Annotated in this window: 19 protein-coding genes; 4 read left to right on the top strand and 15 right to left on the bottom strand. The window is 72.9% G+C overall.

Translation table 11 applies throughout. From position 1 onward, the window contains the following. Positions 1-24: 24 nt before the first annotated feature. Entirely contained in the window at positions 25-831 is an 807-nt protein-coding gene (locus ACFV7Q_RS19975) for a hypothetical protein (RefSeq protein ID WP_385430077.1), read from the bottom strand. 193 nt (positions 832-1,024) lie between these two features. Between ACFV7Q_RS19975 and ACFV7Q_RS19970 the strand changes: the two genes are divergently transcribed. Continuing rightward, a complete protein-coding gene (locus tag ACFV7Q_RS19970) occupies positions 1,025-1,948 on the top strand; it encodes an SDR family oxidoreductase (RefSeq protein WP_385430075.1) in 924 nt (307 codons plus the stop codon). Here the strand turns inward: ACFV7Q_RS19970 and ACFV7Q_RS19965 are convergent. Next, positions 1,939-2,952, bottom strand: a complete 1,014-nt coding sequence (locus tag ACFV7Q_RS19965) for an enoyl-CoA hydratase/isomerase family protein (protein ID WP_385430104.1) — start codon at positions 2,950-2,952, stop codon at positions 1,939-1,941. The two genes, ACFV7Q_RS19970 and ACFV7Q_RS19965, sit on opposite strands and share 10 nt — an antisense overlap. An 89-nt stretch (positions 2,953-3,041) precedes the next feature. Between ACFV7Q_RS19965 and ACFV7Q_RS19960 the strand changes: the two genes are divergently transcribed. Next, positions 3,042-3,608 (top strand): dihydrofolate reductase family protein, encoded by a 567-nt coding sequence (locus ACFV7Q_RS19960; RefSeq protein WP_385430073.1) that lies wholly within the window; start codon positions 3,042-3,044, stop codon positions 3,606-3,608. Positions 3,609-3,648: 40 nt separating this feature from the next. Here ACFV7Q_RS19960 and ACFV7Q_RS19955 read toward each other — a convergent pair whose 3' ends face one another. Continuing rightward, positions 3,649-4,203 (bottom strand): DUF6434 domain-containing protein, encoded by a 555-nt coding sequence (locus ACFV7Q_RS19955; protein ID WP_385430071.1) that lies wholly within the window; start codon positions 4,201-4,203, stop codon positions 3,649-3,651. Positions 4,204-4,305: 102 nt separating this feature from the next. Between ACFV7Q_RS19955 and ACFV7Q_RS19950 the strand changes: the two genes are divergently transcribed. Continuing rightward, complete coding sequence (locus ACFV7Q_RS19950) at positions 4,306-4,905, top strand: hydrolase (RefSeq protein WP_385430069.1); 600 nt, start codon at positions 4,306-4,308, stop codon at positions 4,903-4,905. A gap of 293 nt (positions 4,906-5,198) precedes the next feature. Here the strand turns inward: ACFV7Q_RS19950 and ACFV7Q_RS19945 are convergent, their stop codons facing one another. The 4 genes from ACFV7Q_RS19945 to ACFV7Q_RS19930 are packed head-to-tail and all read right to left on the bottom strand — an operon-like array spanning position 5,199 to position 8,233. Beyond that, positions 5,199-5,846, bottom strand: a complete 648-nt coding sequence (locus tag ACFV7Q_RS19945; protein WP_385430067.1) for an ATP/GTP-binding protein — start codon at positions 5,844-5,846, stop codon at positions 5,199-5,201. Continuing rightward, positions 5,827-6,186, bottom strand: coding sequence for a DUF742 domain-containing protein (locus tag ACFV7Q_RS19940; protein ID WP_385430065.1), 360 nt, complete (start codon positions 6,184-6,186; stop codon positions 5,827-5,829). Before ACFV7Q_RS19940 ends, ACFV7Q_RS19945 begins: the two co-directional genes overlap by 20 nt. Then, a complete protein-coding gene (locus ACFV7Q_RS19935) occupies positions 6,183-6,569 on the bottom strand; it encodes a roadblock/LC7 domain-containing protein (protein WP_385430102.1) in 387 nt (128 codons plus the stop codon). Before ACFV7Q_RS19935 ends, ACFV7Q_RS19940 begins: the two co-directional genes overlap by 4 nt. Before the next feature lie 17 nt (positions 6,570-6,586). After that, a complete protein-coding gene (locus ACFV7Q_RS19930; protein WP_385430063.1) occupies positions 6,587-8,233 on the bottom strand; it encodes a sensor histidine kinase in 1,647 nt (548 codons plus the stop codon). 308 nt (positions 8,234-8,541) lie between these two features. On the opposite strand from ACFV7Q_RS19930, the gene ACFV7Q_RS19925 reads away from it, so the two are divergent. Further along, positions 8,542-9,168, top strand: coding sequence for a hypothetical protein (locus ACFV7Q_RS19925; RefSeq protein WP_385430061.1), 627 nt, complete (start codon positions 8,542-8,544; stop codon positions 9,166-9,168). Between the two features lie 106 nt (positions 9,169-9,274). On the opposite strand, the gene ACFV7Q_RS19920 is transcribed toward ACFV7Q_RS19925, so the two are convergent. The 8 genes from ACFV7Q_RS19920 to ACFV7Q_RS19885 all read right to left on the bottom strand — a co-directional run bounded on the left by ACFV7Q_RS19920 (position 9,275) and on the right by ACFV7Q_RS19885 (position 19,047). Continuing rightward, the gene (locus ACFV7Q_RS19920) at positions 9,275-11,101 is read right to left on the bottom strand and encodes a glycoside hydrolase family 15 protein (RefSeq protein WP_385430059.1); all 1,827 of its coding nucleotides are present in this window, start codon (positions 11,099-11,101) and stop codon (positions 9,275-9,277) included. Positions 11,102-11,528: 427 nt separating this feature from the next. Beyond that, complete coding sequence (locus ACFV7Q_RS19915) at positions 11,529-12,305, bottom strand: thioesterase II family protein (RefSeq protein ID WP_385430057.1); 777 nt, start codon at positions 12,303-12,305, stop codon at positions 11,529-11,531. Between the two features lie 42 nt (positions 12,306-12,347). Continuing rightward, on the bottom strand, positions 12,348-12,518 hold the full coding sequence (locus ACFV7Q_RS19910; RefSeq protein WP_385430055.1) for a hypothetical protein: 171 nt from the start codon (positions 12,516-12,518) through the stop codon (positions 12,348-12,350). Beyond that, the gene (locus ACFV7Q_RS19905) at positions 12,515-12,748 is read right to left on the bottom strand and encodes an MbtH family protein (protein ID WP_385430053.1); all 234 of its coding nucleotides are present in this window, start codon (positions 12,746-12,748) and stop codon (positions 12,515-12,517) included. Before ACFV7Q_RS19905 ends, ACFV7Q_RS19910 begins: the two co-directional genes overlap by 4 nt. Positions 12,749-13,144: 396 nt before the next feature. After that, complete coding sequence (locus tag ACFV7Q_RS19900) at positions 13,145-15,553, bottom strand: ATP-binding cassette domain-containing protein (RefSeq protein ID WP_385430100.1); 2,409 nt, start codon at positions 15,551-15,553, stop codon at positions 13,145-13,147. Between the two features lie 157 nt (positions 15,554-15,710). After that, a complete protein-coding gene (locus ACFV7Q_RS19895) occupies positions 15,711-16,055 on the bottom strand; it encodes a DUF5132 domain-containing protein (protein WP_385430051.1) in 345 nt (114 codons plus the stop codon). 544 nt (positions 16,056-16,599) lie between these two features. After that, on the bottom strand, positions 16,600-18,417 hold the full coding sequence (locus tag ACFV7Q_RS19890; RefSeq protein ID WP_385430049.1) for an ABC transporter ATP-binding protein: 1,818 nt from the start codon (positions 18,415-18,417) through the stop codon (positions 16,600-16,602). An 87-nt stretch (positions 18,418-18,504) separates the two neighbouring features. Then, complete coding sequence (locus ACFV7Q_RS19885) at positions 18,505-19,047, bottom strand: DUF4396 domain-containing protein (protein ID WP_385430047.1); 543 nt, start codon at positions 19,045-19,047, stop codon at positions 18,505-18,507. Between the last annotated feature and the right edge of the window lie 59 nt (positions 19,048-19,106).

The following is a 19,106-nucleotide window of genomic DNA, read 5'->3' as shown; positions in this document are numbered from 1 at the left end:
GAGGGCCCGTTGGACAAGAGCGGGTTACCGGGTCGTGATCACGGTGGTGGCCGGCCGGGCGAGGTGCAGCCGGGTGTGGTACCAGCCCGCGGCTTCCTTCCCGGCCGGGTCCTCGCCGAGCGCGGTGACGGCCGCCACCGCGCGCCGCTGCTCCTCCGGGTCGGTGAAGCGCCGCTGCGGGCTGGTGCCTTCGGCCCGTTCGACGGTGAGCCCGTACGACTCCAGGCAGGCGGCGATCGCCCGGTAGTCGTGGGTGCGCAGGACGAACGCGGCCACCGGAACCGGCTGTCCGACGGCGGTGAGCAGCCGGCCGAAGGTGCGCTCGGTGAGGAAGCTGGTTCCTCCGGTGACGGTGATCAGGCCGACTCCGGGGGCGGAGCGCTGCAGCTGCTCCCCCGGGTCGGTGGTCTCCAGGTCCACGGCGTGGCCCTCGTCGAGGAGTCCGGCCGCGACCGCGTACGCGACGGCGGGCGCCGAGGCGTCGATGCCGAGGGCCGGGACGGCGTCGGGGCGGCGGCGTGCGGCGTAGAAGTCGCGGTCCCGGGCGATGAGGGCGGTGGTGGTGAGCCGGGCGGCTGCCGGGGCGGTGTAGTGCGCGTACAGCTCGTCGAGGGTCACGTCGTGGTTCACCAGTGCGGCGTTGATCCCGTACGAGCAGCACAGGTCGAGCATCGCGGGCCGGGTGGTGCCGAGTCCGGCGGCGAGGGCGCGGAAGACCGGTTGGGCGTGGGCGGGGGTCTGGTACGCGTAGGGACCGAGGCGGGTGAAGTACCCGCGGGGGTCGGGGAGGGTGTAGACCTCGTCGAAGCTGGTCATGCCGGTCGGGCTCATCGGGCGCGGTTCTCCTCGGAGGGCCGGAGGGGTGCCGTTCGGTGGTGGGCGGCGGGGCGCGGTTCCAGTCGTATCCGGGCGCGGGCGCTGCTGGAAGGCGGCCGTTCCGGCCACCGTGACCGGGTGGCACGGGCGGCCGGTGACACGCCCGTGGTGCCGGTCGCGGCGCGGCGGGGCGGCATAGGTTGGGGGGATGACGCAGACACGGCGGACTCTCGAGGGCAAGGTCGCCTTGGTGGCGGGGGCGACGCGGGGCGCGGGCCGGGGCATCGCGGTCCAGTTGGGTGCGCAGGGCGCGACAGTGTACGCGAGCGGGCGCAGCACGCGCGGCCGCCGTTCGGAGTACGACCGCCCCGAGACGATCGAGGAGACGGCGGAGCTGGTCACGGCGGCGGGCGGGCGCGGGATCGCGGTGGCCGCGGACCACCTGGTGGCGGAGCAGGTCGAGTCGCTGGTCGGGCGGATCGAAGCCGAGGAGGGCCGTCTCGACGTGCTGGTGAACGACGTCTGGGGCGGTGAGCGGCTGTTCGAGTGGGACAGCACGGTGTGGGAGCACGACCTCGACAGGGGGCTCCGGCTGCTCCGGCTCGCCGTGGACACCCATGCGATCACCAGTCATTACGCGCTGCCGCTGCTGCTGCGGGAGCCGGGCGGGCTGGTGGTCGAGATGACGGACGGCACCGCGGACTACAACGCCGGCCACTACCGGGTGTCGTTCTTCTACGACATCGCCAAGGCGGCCGTGCTGCGGATGGCGTTCGCGCTCGGGCACGAGCTGGGGCCGCGCGGGGCGACCGCGGTGGCCCTGACGCCGGGCTGGCTGCGTTCGGAGATGATGCTGGACGGCTTCGGGGTGACGGAGGCGAACTGGCGCGACGCGCTGGGGAAGGTCCCGCACTTCGCGATCTCGGAGACCCCGTCGTACGTCGGCCGGGCGGTGGCGGCGCTGGCCGGGGACCTTGAGGTGGCCCGCTGGAATGGGCAGTCGCTGTCCAGCGGACAGCTCGCCCGGGAGTACGGTTTCACCGACCTGGACGGGAGCCGGCCGGACGCCTGGCGGTACCTGGTCGAGGTCCAGGACCCGGGCCGCCCGGCCGACACCACCGGCTACCGGTGAGCCTGCGGTTCGGGCAGCTGCAGTTCGCGGCCGGGGCCGAGCGGGGCGAAGAACCGGGCCACGTCCTCGTCGGTGACGTCGCGCAGGGCGGGCGGCGACCAGCGCGGGGTGCGGTCCTTGTCGACGACCTGGGCCCGGATGCCCTCCACCAGGTCGCGTGAGCGCAGCGCGTGGCAGGAGATCCGGTACTCCTGGGTGAGGACCCGCTCCAGGGTGGTCAGGCCGCGGGCCCGGCGGACGGCCGCGTGGGTGACCTTGAGGGCGGTCGGGGACTTGGCCAGGATCGTCCCGGCGGTCTCCTTGGCGGCGGGGTCGTCCTCGGCGAGGAGCCGCTCGACGATCTCCTCGACGGTGTCGGCGGCGTAGCAGCGGTCGATCCAGTCCCGGCGGGCGGCCAGCTCGCCGGGGTCCGGGGCGGCGGAGTACTCCGGGAGCACCTCGTGCGCGGGCGCCCCGGCGAGGGCGGCGGCCAGCTCCGGGAGCCTGGCGGCGGGGACGAAGTGGTCGGCGAGCCCGCACAGGATCGCGTCGGCGGCGCCCACGGCCGTGCCGGTGAGCGCGAGGTGGGTACCGAGCAGGCCGGGGGCCCGGCCGAGGAGGTGGGTACCACCGATGTCGGGGACGAAGCCGATGCCGGTTTCGGGCATGGCGACGCGGGAGCGTTCGGTGACGACGCGGACGCTCCCGTGGGCGGAGACGCCGACGCCGCCGCCCATCACGATGCCGTCCATGAGGGCCACGTACGGCTTGGGGTAGTGCGCGATCAGGGCGTTGAGGCGGTACTCGTCGCGCCAGAAGGCGGCGGAGGCCGAGGTGCCGGCCTTGGCGTCGTCGTGGATGGCCCGGATGTCGCCGCCGGCGCACAGCCCGCGCTCGCCGGCTCCGCGGATGACGACCTGGGCGACGGCCGGGTCCTGGTCCCAGGCGCTCAGGGCCTCCTCGATCCGCAGCACCATGGGGTGGGTGAGGGCGTTGAGGGCCCGGGGGCGGTTGAGGGTGATCATCCCCGTTCGGCCTTCGGTGTGGAACAGGACGGGCTCGTCTGCGGCGGCTTCGCTCTTCACGGCAGCCAGTATGTGTAGCGTGGGTGGCCGTGCGAAAGATCGTCCTGATGATGTCGGTCTCACTCGACGGGTACATCGAGGGTCCGGACCGGCAGATCGACTGGCATCTCGTCGACGACGAGCTGCACTGGCACTTCAACGAGGTGCTCCGCCCGATGGGGGCCTTCCTCAGCGGGCGGGTCGTCTACGAGCTCATGGCCGCGTACTGGCCGACGGCGGACGCCGATCCGGCGAACGCCGGGCCCGTGGCGGACTTCGCGGGCATCTGGCGGGACAAGCCCAAGTACGTGTACTCGCGCACGCTCCGCCAGGAGGACGTCGGCTGGAACTCCACCGTGGTACGGGACGTCGTACCGGAGGAGGTGGCCGCGCTCAAGGCGGCCCCGGGCGGCGACCTGGTCCTCGGCGGAGCCGATCTGACCGCCTCGTTCCTGCGCCACGACCTGGTCGACGCGTACTGGATCTACGTGCACCCGGTGCGGATCGGCCGCGGCAAGCCGCTGTTCCCGCCCGTGGAGGGGCGGGTGCCGCTGCGGTTGGAGGGCACGCGCACCTTCGGCAACGGGGTGGTGCTGCTGTCGTACGCGCGCCCCTAGGACCGGCGGCGGGCGCCGGGCAGCGGGGCGGCGGCCCGGGTCAGCCGCGGGGACGGGACCGGTGGGTCTGCCAGGCGGCGAGGGCCTCGGTGCGGGAGCCGTCCGGGTGACGGTCGTGCCATGTGCGCAGGAACCGGTTGAACTCGAACTGGGCTCCCACCTCCCGGGGCTCGGCGGCCTGCGCGCGAGTGGCGTGCCAGTGGGCGACGGCCTCGGCGAGGGTACGTCCGGCGCCCTCGGCGACGTAGTCCCGCATGAAGGCGTCGAAATGGAAGGCGGGCCCGATCTCCCGGACGAAGTACTCCCGGAGCACCTGGCTGCACCGCTGGCCCTCCGGAATCACCGTGTCCCCGTCGACGGGGGCGGCGAGCTGGCGGCCCGCCCGCCGCCGCGCCGGTGCGGGGGGCGGGACCGGTAGGCCGTCGAGCGCGGCGGCCAGGCGGTCGGTCAGCGCGGCCTTGCCGCCTCCCGCGGGCAGTCCCATGGTGCGCGCGAGGGAGGTCAGTTCGGCGAGGGTCCAGTACCAGCGCCGCAGTTCCGCCCCGGACAGTGCTGGATTCGGTACGGGGCGGGATTCCACGTCATTCGTACTCACGTTCCCATTTTAGGGGCGCCACGCCCTCCGGTGGCCGCGTACCGGCCGGACTCCCCCGGGTGCGGATTTCATGAACGCATCCGCCCGATCGAAGGAGAACCCGTGCCCGCCGCACCCGCCGCCCCCGCGAGCCGCCCCGCCCTCGTACTGGACGAGGCCACCGCCCTGGTCCTCGTCGACCTCCAGCAGGGCATCCTGACCCTGCCGACGACCAGGCCTGCCACCGAGGTCCTCGCGGGCGGCATCGCGCTCGCCGAGGCCTTCCGCGCCCGTGGCCTGCCCGTGGTACTGGTCAGGGTCGCGTGGTCGGCCGACGGCGGCGACCTTCCCACCACCGACGTCGACCGGCCGGGGATCGAGGCCGCCCCGCCAGCCACGTTCTCCGAGATCCCGGCCGAACTCGCCGCCCTGGGCGACGTCGTGGTGACCAAACGGCACTGGGGGGCCTTCACCGGCACCGAACTGGACCTCCAGCTGCGCCGTCGCGGCATCACCCGGATCGTCCTGGCCGGCATCTCCACCAGCGTCGGCGTGGAGTCCACGGCGCGTGCGGCCTGGGAGCTCAGCTACGGCCTGGTGTTCGCCGAGGACGCCACCGCCGACACCGACCGGGACTCGCACGCACACACCTTCGGCAAGGTCTTCCCGCGCATCGGGAAGGTCCGGACGGTCCGCGAGATCACCGCGGCCCTGGAAAGCTGAACAGGGAGGTGATCCGGGCAACTTGTGGCCGGTCACCGAAAATTGGCCCGACGCCGTCACTCACGTGCCATCAAATGGTCGCAATTGCAGTCCTTTCCGCTGTGGCCGTGCTCACGCACTGAGTAACTGCGGATTTGTGGGGCTTACTTGCTCGGACCGGATCTCCGGGTCCGCGTTGCCTGCGGCCAAGCCCCGAAGGAGCGTGTCGCCCGGCCCACCTTGATGTGGCGGCCGCCCGGCTCGGTGTCGCCGGTGGCCCCACCGTCCCAGGATGGTGGTGAGCGGGGGGGTGCTCACAAGGCCTCCGGGGTCACGGCGAGGGAGTGCAGGTAGCGCATGAGCGTCATCAGGACGTCGCGGCTGGAGTCGCGCCGCCGGGCGTCGCAGACGACGAGCGGTACGGACTCGGGCAGGTCGAGGGCGGCGCGCACGTCCTCCAGGGGGTGCTCGGGCGCGTCGGGGAAGGAGTTGACGGCGACGACGAACGGCACACCGCGTTCCTCCAGCCGGCCGATCACGTCGAAGCTGACCTCCAACCGGCGGGTGTCGACCAGGACCACCGCGCCGAGCGCACCCTCGAACAGGCCCCGCCACAAGAACCAGAAGCGTTCCTGGCCGGGCGTGCCGAACAGGTAGAGCACCAGCTCCTCGTTGATGCTGATCCGGCCGAAGTCCATGGCCACGGTGGTGGAGGTCTTGCGTTCCACGCCGGCCGTGTCGTCGACTCCGACCCCGGCCTGGGTCATCGTCTCCTCGGTGGTCAGCGGCCGGATCTCGCTGACGGAGCCGACCAGGGTCGTCTTGCCGACCCCGAAGCCGCCCACGATCACCACCTTGACGGCGGCGGCGGCCGTGGCCGGCAGCGCGTCCTCGCGCCGCGGGCCGGCCCGGAGGTGTCCGTGGTGGGGTGCCGCGGACGGCTCAGAGCTTTCGAAGTCCATCGATGACTGCCTCTATCAGTGCCAGGTCGGGGAGTTTGGCGGGGGTGACGGGCGGGCGGGAGAGCACGTGACCGCCGGTGATCAGGTCACCGAGGAGCACGGTGACCACGCTCACCGGCAGGCCGATGTAGGCGGACACCTCGGCCACCGAGAGCGGCGACTGGCACAGCCGCATGATCGCCGTGTGTTCCGGCTGCATCCCGGGCTTGGGCCCCGACTTGGCGATGATCAGCGTGACCAGGTCCAGCGGGGCGGGCGTGTCCGCCCCGCTGCGCCCGCCGGTGATCACGTAGAGCCGCTCGGGAGTCCCGTCTTCCCAGTCCCCGCCCGGGTTGCTCACGCGGGCTGCCCGTCACGCCGGGGCGGGCTGCTGAGGTGCTCTCCGATCCGGGCGACGAGGTCACGCATCCGCTGGCCCATCAGGCCGGCGTCGACGCCCTCGTTCGCGAGGACCGCGAGGTAGGCCCCGGCGCCTGCCGCCATCAGGTAGAAGAACCCGCCGTCCATCTCGATGACGACGAGCCGCATCCGGCCGCTGCTGTGCGGCAGTTCGGCGGCGACGGCACCGGCGAGGCTCTGCAGTCCGGCGCAGGCTGCGGCGAGCCGGTCGGCGGTGTCGGTCTCCGCGCCGTACTGGGCCATGCGCAGGCCGTCGGCGGACAGGACGATGACGTGCCGGGTCTGCGGAACGCTCTCGGCCAGGTCCTTGAGCATCCAGTCCATGTTGCTCTGCTGCTGACTCACGGCTGTTCCCCCTTGCTCGCCGGGTTCGGCGAGGCGTCTGTGTTCTGGCTTGCTGCGCCGCTGCGGCTCGCGACGGTCCTGCTGCTGGTCTCTCCGGTCAGGCCGCCCTGGAAGGCGGCCAGCCACATGCCGGGCTGTACCTCCGGCTCCGGTGCCGTCCCCGCTCCGGCTCCGGCCCGGGCGGCGGCGGCCTCCGCCGCGTCGATGACCGGGTCGGTGCCGCTGCCGAAGCCCGTACCGGCGCCGGTGCCGGGCAGGTCGGGCCCGGTCACGCGGGTCCGGCGGCGGCGCTGCGGGAGTCCGGTGGTGGTCCGCTCCGTCACCACGGGCACGTCGTCGGCCTCCGTCGGGTACTGCGGTCCGGTGACCGGGCGGGGGCGTGCGGCGGGTCCGGCGGGGGCGCCCGCCGCGGCCGGGCCGCCCGCCGGGCCGGCGCCCTGCGGCAGGGCGGCCCTGGGGCCGGAGGAGGTGCCGATGCCGTGCGCGACGCCGGTCGCGGACGAGGCCGCGGTGATCAGCTCCTGCGGGATAACCAGGACGGCGCGCACACCGCCGTACGCCGACGAGCGCAGCGAGACCTGGAAGTCGTACGCCTGCGAGAGCCGGCCGACGACGGCGAGGCCCAGGCGGGGCGTCTCACCGAGGTCGGTGAGGTCGATGCCCTGCTGCGCCTGGCGGAGCATGCGCTCGGCCCGCTTGCGGGCCTCCTCGCTCATGCTCACGCCGCCGTCCTCGATCTCGACGGCGATGCCCGAGTTCACGTCCACCGCGGTCAGATGGACCTTGGTCTGCGGCGGTGAGTAGCGGGTGGCGTTGTCGAGGAGCTCGGCCAGCGCGTGGATGAGCGGTTCGACGGCCGGGCCGACGACGGCGACCTGGGAGACGGAGTGGAGCTCGACGCGCTGGTAGTCGATGATCCGCGACATGGCGCCGCGCAGCACGCTGTAGAGCGGGACGGCCTTGGACCACTGGCGGCCGGGACGGGCGCCGCCGAGTACGGCGATGGAGTCGGCGAGGCGGCCGATGAGCGCGGTGCCGTGGTCCAGGCGCAGCAGGTCCCCGAAGACGTCGGGGCTGCGGCCGTGCCTGTCCTCCATCTCCCGGAGCTCCTGGGCCTGCTGGTGCACAATGGCCTGAACTCGTCGGGCGATGTTGACGAAGGCGCGCTGCGCGGAGTCGCGCAGGTCCTCCTCGGCGACGACTGCGTCGAGCACCGAGCGGAGCACGGCCTGGTGGGCGGCTCTGAACTCGGGGGTCAGGCCGGGCCCGTGGGTGCCGGGCTCCTCCAGGGAGGCGAGCACCTCCTCGGGGAACTCGCCCTTGCGCAGGCGCTCCACGACATCGGGCAGCAACTCCTGGGCCAGCCGGACGGTCTCCACCTGCTGCCGGGCGAGCGCGGCCTCCTGGGCGGAGGCCAGGGCGCGCAGGGCGGCGTTCGCCTTGCCCCGGCGGGCGGCCTCACCGCAGGCCAGGGCGACCGCGACGCAGGCGACGGCACCGACCCAGGCCACGGGGGTCCTGGCGGGTGCGGACACCAGCACCAGGGCCACGACCGTGGCTGCGGCGGTCCCCAGGGCGGGGAGCGCCCATACGACGGGTGAGGTGGGCCCTGGACTTCCGGGCGACGATCCCACGCGAACCATCAGAACCCTCAAACGATCGAAAGCGAATGATCATATGACAACGGCCCGGAATCTTAGCGGCTTTGAGCACGTCCCTTGACAGCAGGTCACGTTCCGGACACAGCCCGGGTGTTGGAGGCTCCAGTTCTGGCCGAATCCCGTTTGTGAGCCGCCCGGAAGGGGTTAGCACGTCCGTCCGGTTCGCAGGCCCACCCAGTGCGGAACAAATCCTTCCCCCCATGGACAATGGCCCTCGACCGGGCAAGATCATCCTCAGTCCGGCGCCCATTCACGGACCGAACCACGGAAATGGAACAGGAGCGCACGCGTTGAACCGTCAGGCGCGCGAACACGCCCAGAACTTCTTGCACCAGGGCGAGCGGCTGATCGCCGCATGCGGCTACGAACTCGGCCCCGGCGTGCCGTCACCGCCCGAGGACCTGCTCCCCCCGGCGGAGCCGACGGCGCTGTCCCAGCGCATCGAGGAGCGGATCCCGGGTCCGCTGCGCCGGCTGATCGCCTCTCAGCTCGACCCCCGGCACTCCCGGCCGGCCGCCGCCGCGAACACCGTCGACCGGATGCCGGACGCGGTGGACGCCCTCGGCTCCCGGCTCGTGCACGGCACGAGCATGGAGGGCGGCTGGCAGAGCGCGGCCGGACACTTCCTCATCAGCCGTGCGGCTGCCCGCGGTTCGGTCGAGGGCGTCCTCGCCGTGACGGACCGCCGCTGGCTCGCCCTGACCGACGTCTCGCCGCTGTGGCGGTCGACACCCACGATGAATCAGTACTGGGAGGCCCCCCGGGCCGCGGTGTCCGCGCTGCGCGCCAACCCCAAGGGCATGCTCCAGAAGGGCCGGGTGGACATCGAGTTCACCGACGGTTCCTGGGTCGCGGTCCTGGCGTCGCCGGCCGCCAACGCGGCGCCCTTCGCGGCGGCTGCCGCCTACCACCGCTGACCGCTGCCGATCAGGCTGACCAGCGCTGGTCACCGCCCGCCGCTGGTCGCTGATTGGTCACTGATGGTCACCGGGGTGGTCCCCGCCGGCCGCCGTGGTCCGTGTCTCAGCGCTCGGCGCGGTCCAGTTCCTCGTCCAGGGCCAGTGCCGCGGTGATCAGCGCCAGATGGGTGAACGCCTGTGGGAAATTGCCGAGTTGTTCGCCGGTGGGGCCGATCTCCTCGGCGAACAGCCCGACGTGGTTGGCGTACGTCAGCATCTTGTCGAATGCGTAGCGGGCCATGTCGAGCCGACCGGCCCGGGCGAGGGCGCCGACGTACAGGAAGGTGCACAGGGAGAAGGTCCCCTCCTCGCCCGCAAGTCCGTCCGGGGACAGCGCCGGGTCGTAGCGGTGCACCAGGCTGTCGGAGACCAGGTCCGTTTCGATGGCGTCCAGGGTCGACAGCCACCGGCGGTCGCGCGGGGAGAGGAAACCGACGGTCGGCATCAGCAGCAGCGAGGCGTCCAGCACGTCGCCGTCGAGGTGCTGGACGAACGCCTGCCGGGCGGTGCTGTACCCGCGGTCGATGATCTGCTGGAAGACCGCGTCCCGCGCCGCGGTCCAGCCGGCCACGTCGGCCGGCCGGGCCAGCTCGGTGGCCAGCCGGATGCCGCGGTCGAAGGCCGTCCAGCACATCAGCCGGCTGTAGGTGAAGTCGCGGCGGCCGCCCCGGGTCTCCCAAATGCCCTCGTCGGGCCGGTCCCAGTGGTCGGCCAGCCAGTCGAGGAGCCCGCTGAAGTTCAGCCAGCCGTCGTACCCGGCCAGCTGCGCCTGGTCGGCGGCGTGACTGAGGGCGTAGACGGCCTCGCCGTAGATGTCGAGCTGCAGCTGCCCCGCCGCGCCGTTGCCGACCCGCACCGGGAAGGATCCGCGGTACCCCTCGAAGTGGTCGAGGACCTCCTCCTCCAGGTGCGGGTCGCCGTCCACCCGGTACATGATCTGCAGCGGCTCGCCGGTCACCGTCCGCCCGTGCTGCACGCGCGCGCCGAGCCAGCGCCGGAACGCCTCCGCCTCCTCCTCCAGTCCCAGGTCGACCAGCGCCTTCACGGACAGGGACGCGTCCCGCACCCAGGTGTAGCGGTAGTCCCAGTTCCGCTCGCCGCCGACCCGCTCGGGCAGGCCCGTGGTCACCGCGGCCACGGGCGCGCCCGTGGGCGCGTACGTCATGAGCTTCAGGGTGATCGCGGACCGGTTGACCACCTGCTGCCAGCGGCCCCGGTAGCGGCTGCGCCGCACCCAGCGGTGCCAGTGGTCGTACGTGGAGAGGAACGCGCGGCGCAGCCCCGCCGTCGTCGGCGGATCCGGCGCCGCGGCCCCCGGGTCGTGGCACACCGTCAGGACGGCCGCCGTCGTGTCGCCCGCCCGCAGGAGCGCCTCCCCCCGTACGCCCCGTCCGTCCGCGGTGAGCCGCACCGGGCTGCCCGCCTGGAGGAAGGCGGTGAGGTCCGGCGTGGTGAAGTGGGCGGTGTCCGCGGTCACGGCCAGGCCGTGGCCCTCGCGCCCGTAGTCGAAGGCGGGCCGGCAGTCGAGCAGGAAGCGGACGGTGCCGCGCGTGACCCGCATGATCCGGATGATGCGGTGCCGGTCGTGGGGGGCCTCGGCCTCGCCCAGCGGCATGAAGTCGATGACCTCGCCGACGCCCTGCTCGGTCATGAAGCGGGTGACGAGGACGGCCGTGTCCGCGAGGTACAGCTGGCGGGTGACGGCCCCGGGGTCGTCGGCGCCGATGGCGAAGTGCCCGCCGCGGTCGTGGTCCAGGAGGGACGCGAACAGGCTGGGCGAGTCGAAGCGGGGGGCGCAGAACCAGTCGAGGACCCCGTCGGAGGAGACCAGCGCGGCCGTCCGCAGGTCTCCGATCAGCCCGTGGTCCCCGATCGGCGGGTAGCGGCGCATACGAGTCCCTTCACCGTCGCGGGCCGTCGTCCCCGCCCCGCCCCCACGCTAAGGCCGCGGGCGGCACCGGGCACCCGCTGCCGGAACGCCGGAGGCCTTCCGGGCGTCGGCGAGGCGGAGGCCGGGGTGGCGGGTCAGCAGGGGGTGGCGCCGACGCAGTACGGGATGCCGTGGCCGGAGCCGATGCGCTCCTCGGTGCCGTCCTGCGGGCGCCGAGGATGTCGAAGCGGTCGGGGTCGTCGAGCCGCAGTTGGTCCGGAGGGGTGAGGAGGGCGGCCGGGCGGTGACGAGCCGGGCGGTGTCGTCCTCCCCCGCCATGACCACGTGGGGGACCACGGCCACGGCCTCCTCCTCGGCCGGGTGCCCGGCGCCGCTCGTCCAACAGCCGCAGCACGGTGTCGATCACGCCGGGCGAGGACGGACGGGTTCAGCGGAGACGGGCGGCGACGTCCGCGAGCAGATGGGCTTCGTGCGGGACGAGGTAGAAGTGGTCGCCCGGGAAGAAGCGCAGGTCGAAGTGGCCGGGGCCGGTCAGGTCCGCCCAGCCGCGGACCGCCTCCTCGGGGCAGGTGGCGTCGTCCCGGCCGGTGTACGCGGTGATGGGGGTGCGTACGGGTACGGGGGTGTCCGGGCGGTAGGACTCGATGAGGCGGTAGTCGGCGCGCAGGGCGGGCAGCAGGAGCTCCCTCAGCTCGGGGATGAGGTAGACCTCCGACTGGTAGTCGCCGAGCTCGCGCACCGTGGCGACCAGCGCCGCGTCGTCCCCGTCGGCCGCCCCGGCCGGGCGGGCCCGGTGCGGTGCGGCCCGCCCGGACACCAGGAGCCGCACGGGGCGCAGGCCGCCGGCCTCCAGGCGGCGCGTGACCTCGTAGGCGACGGCGGAGCCCATGCTGTGGCCGAACAGGGCGAGGGGGAGGTCCAGGTGCGGGGCGAGGGCCTCGGTGACGGCGTCGGCCATCGCGTCCATGGCGTCGATGCACGGCTCCGCGAGGCGGTCCTGGCGGCCCGGGTAGCGCACGGCGAGGAGCTCCACCTCGTCGGGCAGGTGGGCGGGCCAGCCGTGGAAGAACTGGGCGGTGCCGCCGGCGTGCGGGAAGCACACCAGCCGTAGGGCCGGCCGGACCCGGGCGCGGTGCACCCGGAACCAGCGGTCCGCGGTGCCCTGCGGGGGCACCGCCGGGACCGCGGGGTGGTGGGAGGTCATGGCGGGGGCTTCTCCTCGGGTGGCGGGACCGGGCCGGCACCGCTAGCGGACGGCGCTGAACTGCTGCGGGCCCAGTGCGGAGGGGTAATGGGGCGACCGGCTCACCGACGGCCGGGGCTCCCGCGTGACCGCGGCCGGGGCCGGGGCGGTGGCTGGGGCCGGGGCGGCGTGCCCCGTGGTGCCGGGCACGCCGCTGCCGGTGGCGGTGGTCACGGGGCCGCCGACTCCCCGCCCGGGCCGCCCATCGCCTCGGCCAGGCTCTTGGGCCGCATGTCGGTCCAGGTCCGTTCGATGAACTCCACGCAGGCGGCGCGGCCGTCCTCCGGGTGGGCGACGGTCCAGCCGGCGGGCACGTCGGCGAAGGAGGGCCACAGGGAGTACTGGGCCTCGTCGTTGACGAGCACCAGGTAAGTGGCGTCCTCGTCCTCGAAGGGGTTGTTCATGACGGGTTCTCCTCCTGGTCGGGGCGGGTCGGGTGGTGGTGGCCGGGGGCCGTGGGCCGTGGGCCGGCGGCCGCCGCTCGTCCCCGTGGTGCGGGCGGCGGGGACGGGACCGATCCGGGCGGGCGATCCCGGCCGGGTCGTGCGGTCGCGGCGGGCGGGGACTCCGCGCTCGTCCGGTGGCGCCGGTGCCTCCGTCCGTTGGAGGGACCACAGCCGGCGCTGGTCGCAGGACAGCGGCACGACGCCGGGGGGCTCCCGGCGGGTGGGCGCGGGCCCGGTACGGGACCGTACGGGCACCGGCGCCACCGGCGTCGGAGGCGGCCTCGGCGTCTGCCGCGTCGGGGCGGGGCGGGGCGGGTCGGGCTGGGGTCGGGGGATGACGGCCCGTAAGGGGGCCTAGGACGGGGAGGGTGCGGGCTGGGGTGGGGTGCGGTGGGGGCCGGTGGGCTCGCCCGGGCCGCCGCGCGGCAGGGCGGCGCGGACCGGGGCGCGGAGCGGCGCGGGCCGGTCGGCCCTTTCGCCGGCCTGGAGCTGCCACAGGGACGTGTACGGCCCGTGCCGGGCGAGGAGGTCGACGTGGGTGCCCTGTTCGGCGACGATGCCGCCCCGGTCGAGGACGTAGATCCAGTCGGCGTTGCGGATCGTCGACAGGCGGTGGGCGATGACGAGCAGGGTGCGGTCCTCGGCGAAGGTGCGCAAGGCGTGCTGGATGGCCGCCTCGGTCTCGTTGTCGACGGCGGAGGTGGCCTCGTCGAGGATGACGACGGGGGAATCCTTGAGGATCGCCCGGGCCAGGGCGATGCGTTGCCGCTGCCCTCCGGACAGGGCGGAGCCGCGTTCGCCGATGTGCGTGTCGTACCGCTCGGGGAGGTCCTCGATGAAGGTGTGGGCCTCGGCCATCCGGGCGGCGCGCTCCACCTGCTCTCGGGAGGCGTCGAAGCTGCCGTAGCGGATGTTGTCGGCGATGGTGCCGTCGAAGAGGAAGGGGTCCTGGGCGACGAAGCCGACGGCGTGGCGCAGGCCGTGCCGGGACAGGTCGCGGACGTCGCGGCCGTCGAGGAGGACCCGGCCGCAGTCGGCGTCCTGGAACCGCATGAGGAGTTTGGCGACGGTCGTCTTGCCGGAGCCGGTGGCGCCGACGATGCCCGTGACCTTGCCGGGAGCGATCTGCAGGGACAGGTCGTTGAGGACGGGCGGCCGGCCGCGGTAGGCGAAGGTGACCCGCTCCAGGGTGAGGGCTCCGGCGACGTTCCCGCGGTCGACGGGGTGCTCGGCGCCCAAGGGTTCGGTGGGTAGGGCGTGCAGGTGCCGGACCCGTGCGTAGGCGGTGAGGGTGCGCTGGTACTGGTCGACGATGCCGCCGAGGCGGGTGAGCCGCAGCAGGACCTGCTGGGGCAGCCCGATGAGCGGGCTGAACACCTCGAAGGAGAGGGTGCCGTCGAGGACGAGGCGCCCGCCGAGCAGGAGGGTGCCGGCCATGGAGGCGGTGGTGCAGGCGCGGACGGTCTCGGAATGGCGGACGCTGCTGCGGTCGGTGCGCAAGTTGCTGTCGCGGTACACCTCGCCGAGGCCCTCGACACGTCCGGCCTCGTAGTCCTCGGTGCAGAAGCTCTTGACGGTGGCACCGGCCTCCAGGCTGTTGACCAGCTGGCTGTGCAGCCGGGCCCGGTTCTCGCTGGAGACGGCGTAGTCGGCGGCGGCGCGGTCGTGGTAGCGCAACGACAGCCAGGCCACGAAGGGCATCGGCAGGAACGCGATCCAGGCGATCTGCGGCGCGAACAGGAGGAAGGCGGGGGCCAGGATCAGGAAGCTGGTGGCCAGTTGCACCACGTCGTTCGCGGAGGACGTGAAGAACGCGCCGAGCTGGGCGACCTCGTCGGTCAGGACCCCGGCGATGCGCGTGGTGCGCTCGCCCTCCAGCTGGCCCAGTTCGAGGCGCTGCACGTGGGCGTAGGTGGAGTTGCGCCAGTCGTGCTGCACGTCCTGGCCGAGCCGGCGCCAGGCGACGCCCGCCGCGTACGAGAGGCCGGCGACGGCGGCGCAGGCCGTGGCGGCGGCCCCCGCCAGGAACCACAGCTGCGAGGAAGCGCTGGTCAGGCCGAGGGCGAGCAGCGGCGGGCACTCCCCCTTGATCAGCACCAGGGCGGTCCAGCCCAGGAAGAGGCCGAGGGTGACTTCGGCCAACTGGCAGACGGCGGACAGACCGGAGGCGAGGCCGAGCCGGGCCTTGTGCGGGCCGGCGATGTCCAGGAGGGCCCGGAGCGACGAGCGGCGATCCGGCGGTGGACCCCCCGCAGAACCTGCGGCGTCCGTGTCTCCGTCGCTGTCGAGGCCGGTGGTGGTTGCCGCGCCGCGCAGGGCGCGGCGTACGACGACCGCGGTGGCCGCGGCGACCGCGCCGAGCACCACGACGGGCTTGCGCAGGAGCTTTCCGGATGCGAGCGCGGCAGCGGCGGTCGCACCGCCGGCGACGGCGAGAACGGTTCCCGGGAGCCGCCCGCCGTCGGAACCGCCGACGGGTCGACGGGCGGCCCCGCCGGCAGGCGAACCGGAGGGACCACCCGTTTTTTGATCCGCCGCGCACCGGAGGATCGTCGAGAGGACGCCTTCCAGGACGCCCCGCACGCCCGCCGCGCCGGAATTCTCGTCGTACAGAACGAGAACCGTACCCGTCACGTGATTCGCACGTGCGGACCTGATCCAGGAAAGGCTTTCCATCGCCTCCTGGAGGACCTCGGCCAGGTGCCGCCTCCCGACCATCTCCGGGATCTTCCAGCGTTGCCTGCCGGGAACGGCGGAGCACATCGTCAACGCACTTCCGTCCCCCGGCAGCCGGAGAGGCTGTCGAACGGCCGCAGGTCCCACCAGCAGTGTCATTTTTTTCGCAGTTCCTGAGTGATTTCTCCGCGCCCTTTTCAGCGAGGGCGACCGGGCGGCGCGGCGGCCGAGAACAGAAGGGGCGTCACGCCTTGGCGGGTGCGACGGCGGGTCCGCGCCCCTTGGGCTGCTGCGACCCGTGCACGGGGGTCGAGGCGGACCTGCCCGTCTCCGCCACGTGACCGTCCTTCTGCGGGGCGGGAGCCGCCTGCCAGTCCGGGGCGGAGGTCACCTGTGAGGCGACCGCCTCGGCGGTCACCTCGGCCGCGAGGTCCTGGAGGTTCTCGGTGGCCTCGTGCGCGGCCCGCTTCACCTCCAGCACCAGACCGACGGAGGTCTTCACGAGGCCGCGCACCAGCGGCTTGCCGATCCGCTTGGCCAGGGGCGCGGCGATGAGTCCGATCAGGAACGGGGGAAGGACGGGCGGCATGATCCCCTACCTCTCTTCTTGGATGGACGAGCGTCGTTGCACGGGGCGGGGTATTGGCGAGGAAAACCGAACGGTGGAATTGGCCGCGAGCGCGGCAACACGCCGACCGCGACAGATCGACGGCGAGGGGACAGCCGAACCGATGCGCACACCGGTCGGCGGTGGCGCCGCAACGACCGGCCTGCCGGCCGCGGGGCGGCGTTCCTGCCCCTGGCCTTTTGCGAACCTCCCTCAGGCTAGCGGCAGCGAAACGTGATACCCGTGCACCGTCACCCGGATGAGTAACGAGGCGGCGAAAGACCGATTGCTTTGCGCCAGCAATGGCGACCGTAACCTCCGGGTCTCCCCCTCTCCACCCCCGGAATGCCTGGATCCGCCGCGATCTCTCCCCAGACATCGCACGCACGGTGTCGGCGCGTATTCGCCCCTCCCGGAGTGCCGCCCCGACGACGTGACCGCCCTTCACCACACGGAGTGAACCCGCACCCCGCGCGCACCGCGGGGTGCGGCTGTCGGGGTGCGGGTCTCGGGTGCCGGGGTCTGGTCAGGGGACGTCGTCCCGGGCTTGGGTGTCGTCGAGGAACCCACCGGACTGGTGCTGCCACAGCCGTGCGTAGGCGCCGTCCGAGTCGAGGAGTTCGTTGTGGGTGCCCTGCTCGATGATGCGGCCGCGGTCGAGGACGACGAGCCGGTCCATACTGGCGACCGTGCTCAGCCGGTGCGCTACGACGAGCGCCGTCCGTCCGTCCATGAGCCGCCACAGCGCCTCCTGCACGAGGACCTCGCTCTCGGAGTCGAGGGCACTGGTGGCCTCGTCGAGCAGGAGGATCGGAGCGTCGCGCAGGATCGCCCTGGCGAGGGCGACCCGCTGCCGCTGTCCGCCGGACAGTTTGACGCCGCGTTCGCCGACCATGGTGTCGAAGCCGTCGGGGAGGGCCTCGGCGAATTCGGTGACGTGTGCCGCCTCGGCCGCGCGGCGGATCTGGGCGTCGGTGGCGTCCGGCCGGGCGAAGGCGATGTTCTCCCGCAGGGTGCGGTGGAACATCGCCGGGTCCTGCGGAACGTAGGCGATCAGACTGCGCAGGTCGGCCTGGGCCAGCCGGCTGATGTCCTGGCCGCCGATCAGGATCCGGCCGGCTTCGATGTCCGTCATCCGCAGCAGTAGCCGGGCGAGCGTGGTCTTGCCCCCGCCGGACCGGCCGACGAGGCCCATCTTCGACCCGCTGGGCACGTCCAGGTCGAGGCCCTGGAAGAGCGGCTTCCCTCCCCCGTGGGTGAAGGTCACCCGCTCGAAGCGCACGTCTGCGGCGGCCCGGGGCCGCAGCGGCTCAGGTGACACCGGGTCGAGCACGGTCGGCGGTGTCAGCAGCAGTTCGGTGAACTGTGCGGCCTCCGTCATCGAGCTCTCCAGGCGGCGGTAGATCTGGTTGAACTCGAACATGATCCGGGTGGCGCTGGAGTAGTAGGCGAAGGCGACGATGACCGCCTCGACCCCGTGCTCCCCCGCGCCGAGCGCGACCGCGACCAGCAGGCCCAGTGCGTTGGTCAGTACGGACATGGGGGCGACCAGAGTGTCGATGCGGAGGTTGCCGTAGTCCCACGAACGGAGCATGAGCCGCCGGGACTCCGCCACGCGGGACCGGTGCTCGGCGGCCTCGCGCTCCTCGGCGGCGAACGCCCGGACGGTGTCCATGTTCATCAGGCTGTCGGCCACATGGCCCGACACCCGGGCTATGGCCTCCTCGCGCTCGTCGACGAGGGCCTGGCGGCGGCGGATCAGCGGCGCCACGCCCAGGGCCGTCACGGCGATCATCACCAGGAGCCCCACGACGAGCAGCGGTTCGTAGAACCACAGCACGACCGAGGCGAAGGCCAGCGGTACGAAGCTGCCGATGACCGAGAAGGTCAGGGTGTCGACGAACTCCTCGAAGCGGGAGGCGAAGCTGAGGACCCGTTTGGTCAGCGATCCGGCGAAGTTGTCGTGGAAGAACGCGGCGTCCTTGGCGAACAGCTCGTCCATCCCGATCACGTACAGGTGCTCGATGCCGAGGGCGTCGAGGCGGTTGAGGCAGTGCAGGCCGATGCGCCACAGCGCCTCGGCGAGCAGCAGGACGCCGCCGAAGCCGAGGACGTAGGGCAACACGGCGCCGATGTCGGTGTCGGCGTCTGCGGCCATCCGGCCGACGAGTTTGGCGACGATCAGCGGAGCAATGTAGTTGATGCCGATGTTGCCGAGTGCCGGGGCCAGCATCGCCGGCGCTGTCAGCCGGCGGAGCCGGGCCAGCTCCCTTGCGTAGTAGCGGAGCGCGAGGAGCACCGAGCCCCTGCGCGGTGGACTTTCGGCCGATACGGACGATCCCATCGCAACCCTGTGCTGTTGGACCGGCAGGACAGGATCCGCAGTGTCCCGCAGCGGCGCCCGCACCGTCCAAGCGTTTTCCGCACGCGGTCAGTGGTGGGCGTGGACGACGGCGTGACCCTTGCCCCGGCCGATCATCCACTTGTTGACCGGAGTGGTGACCGCGAAGGCGACCACGAAGCCGCCCAGCAGCGCACCCCAGAACAGCCCCTCGTCCAGGTGGGCGTCCATCGCGCCCGGCACCAGGGCGATGATCCCGTTGTCGACCAGCTCCATCACCGCGATGGACACGGTGTCGGCGGCCAGCGCCACCTTGATCGCGGACTTGAGGCCCAGGCCGGCCCGGAGGACCGCGAACAGGGTGAACGAGTAACCGAAGACGAACGCGAGGGTGATCGCCAGCGCCATGGTCGCGGCATTGCCCCACAGCAGGGCGGTTCCGATGACCATGCCGAGGATTTCGCCGATGGCGCACCCTGTCAGGCAGTGCAGGGTCGCCTTCGCGGCTGTCGCCCACGACGCGGAGGCGTGGTCCGTACGGCCGGCGTGGTCCGTACGGGCGGCGGAAGCCCGTGCGGCGGATTCCTGTGCGGCGGAGTGGTGGTGGTGTGCGCTGTGACCCATGACCCTCATCCCCATGTCGTCCGGTGCAGGGCCCGTGCCCCGCGCGCCCCCACTCCTAACCATATACC

It is taken from the genome of Streptomyces sp. NPDC059851 (assembly GCF_042732005.1).
Classification (GTDB): Bacteria; Actinomycetota; Actinomycetes; order Streptomycetales; family Streptomycetaceae; genus Streptomyces.
This window is presented reverse-complemented; position numbering and strand designations above follow the sequence as displayed.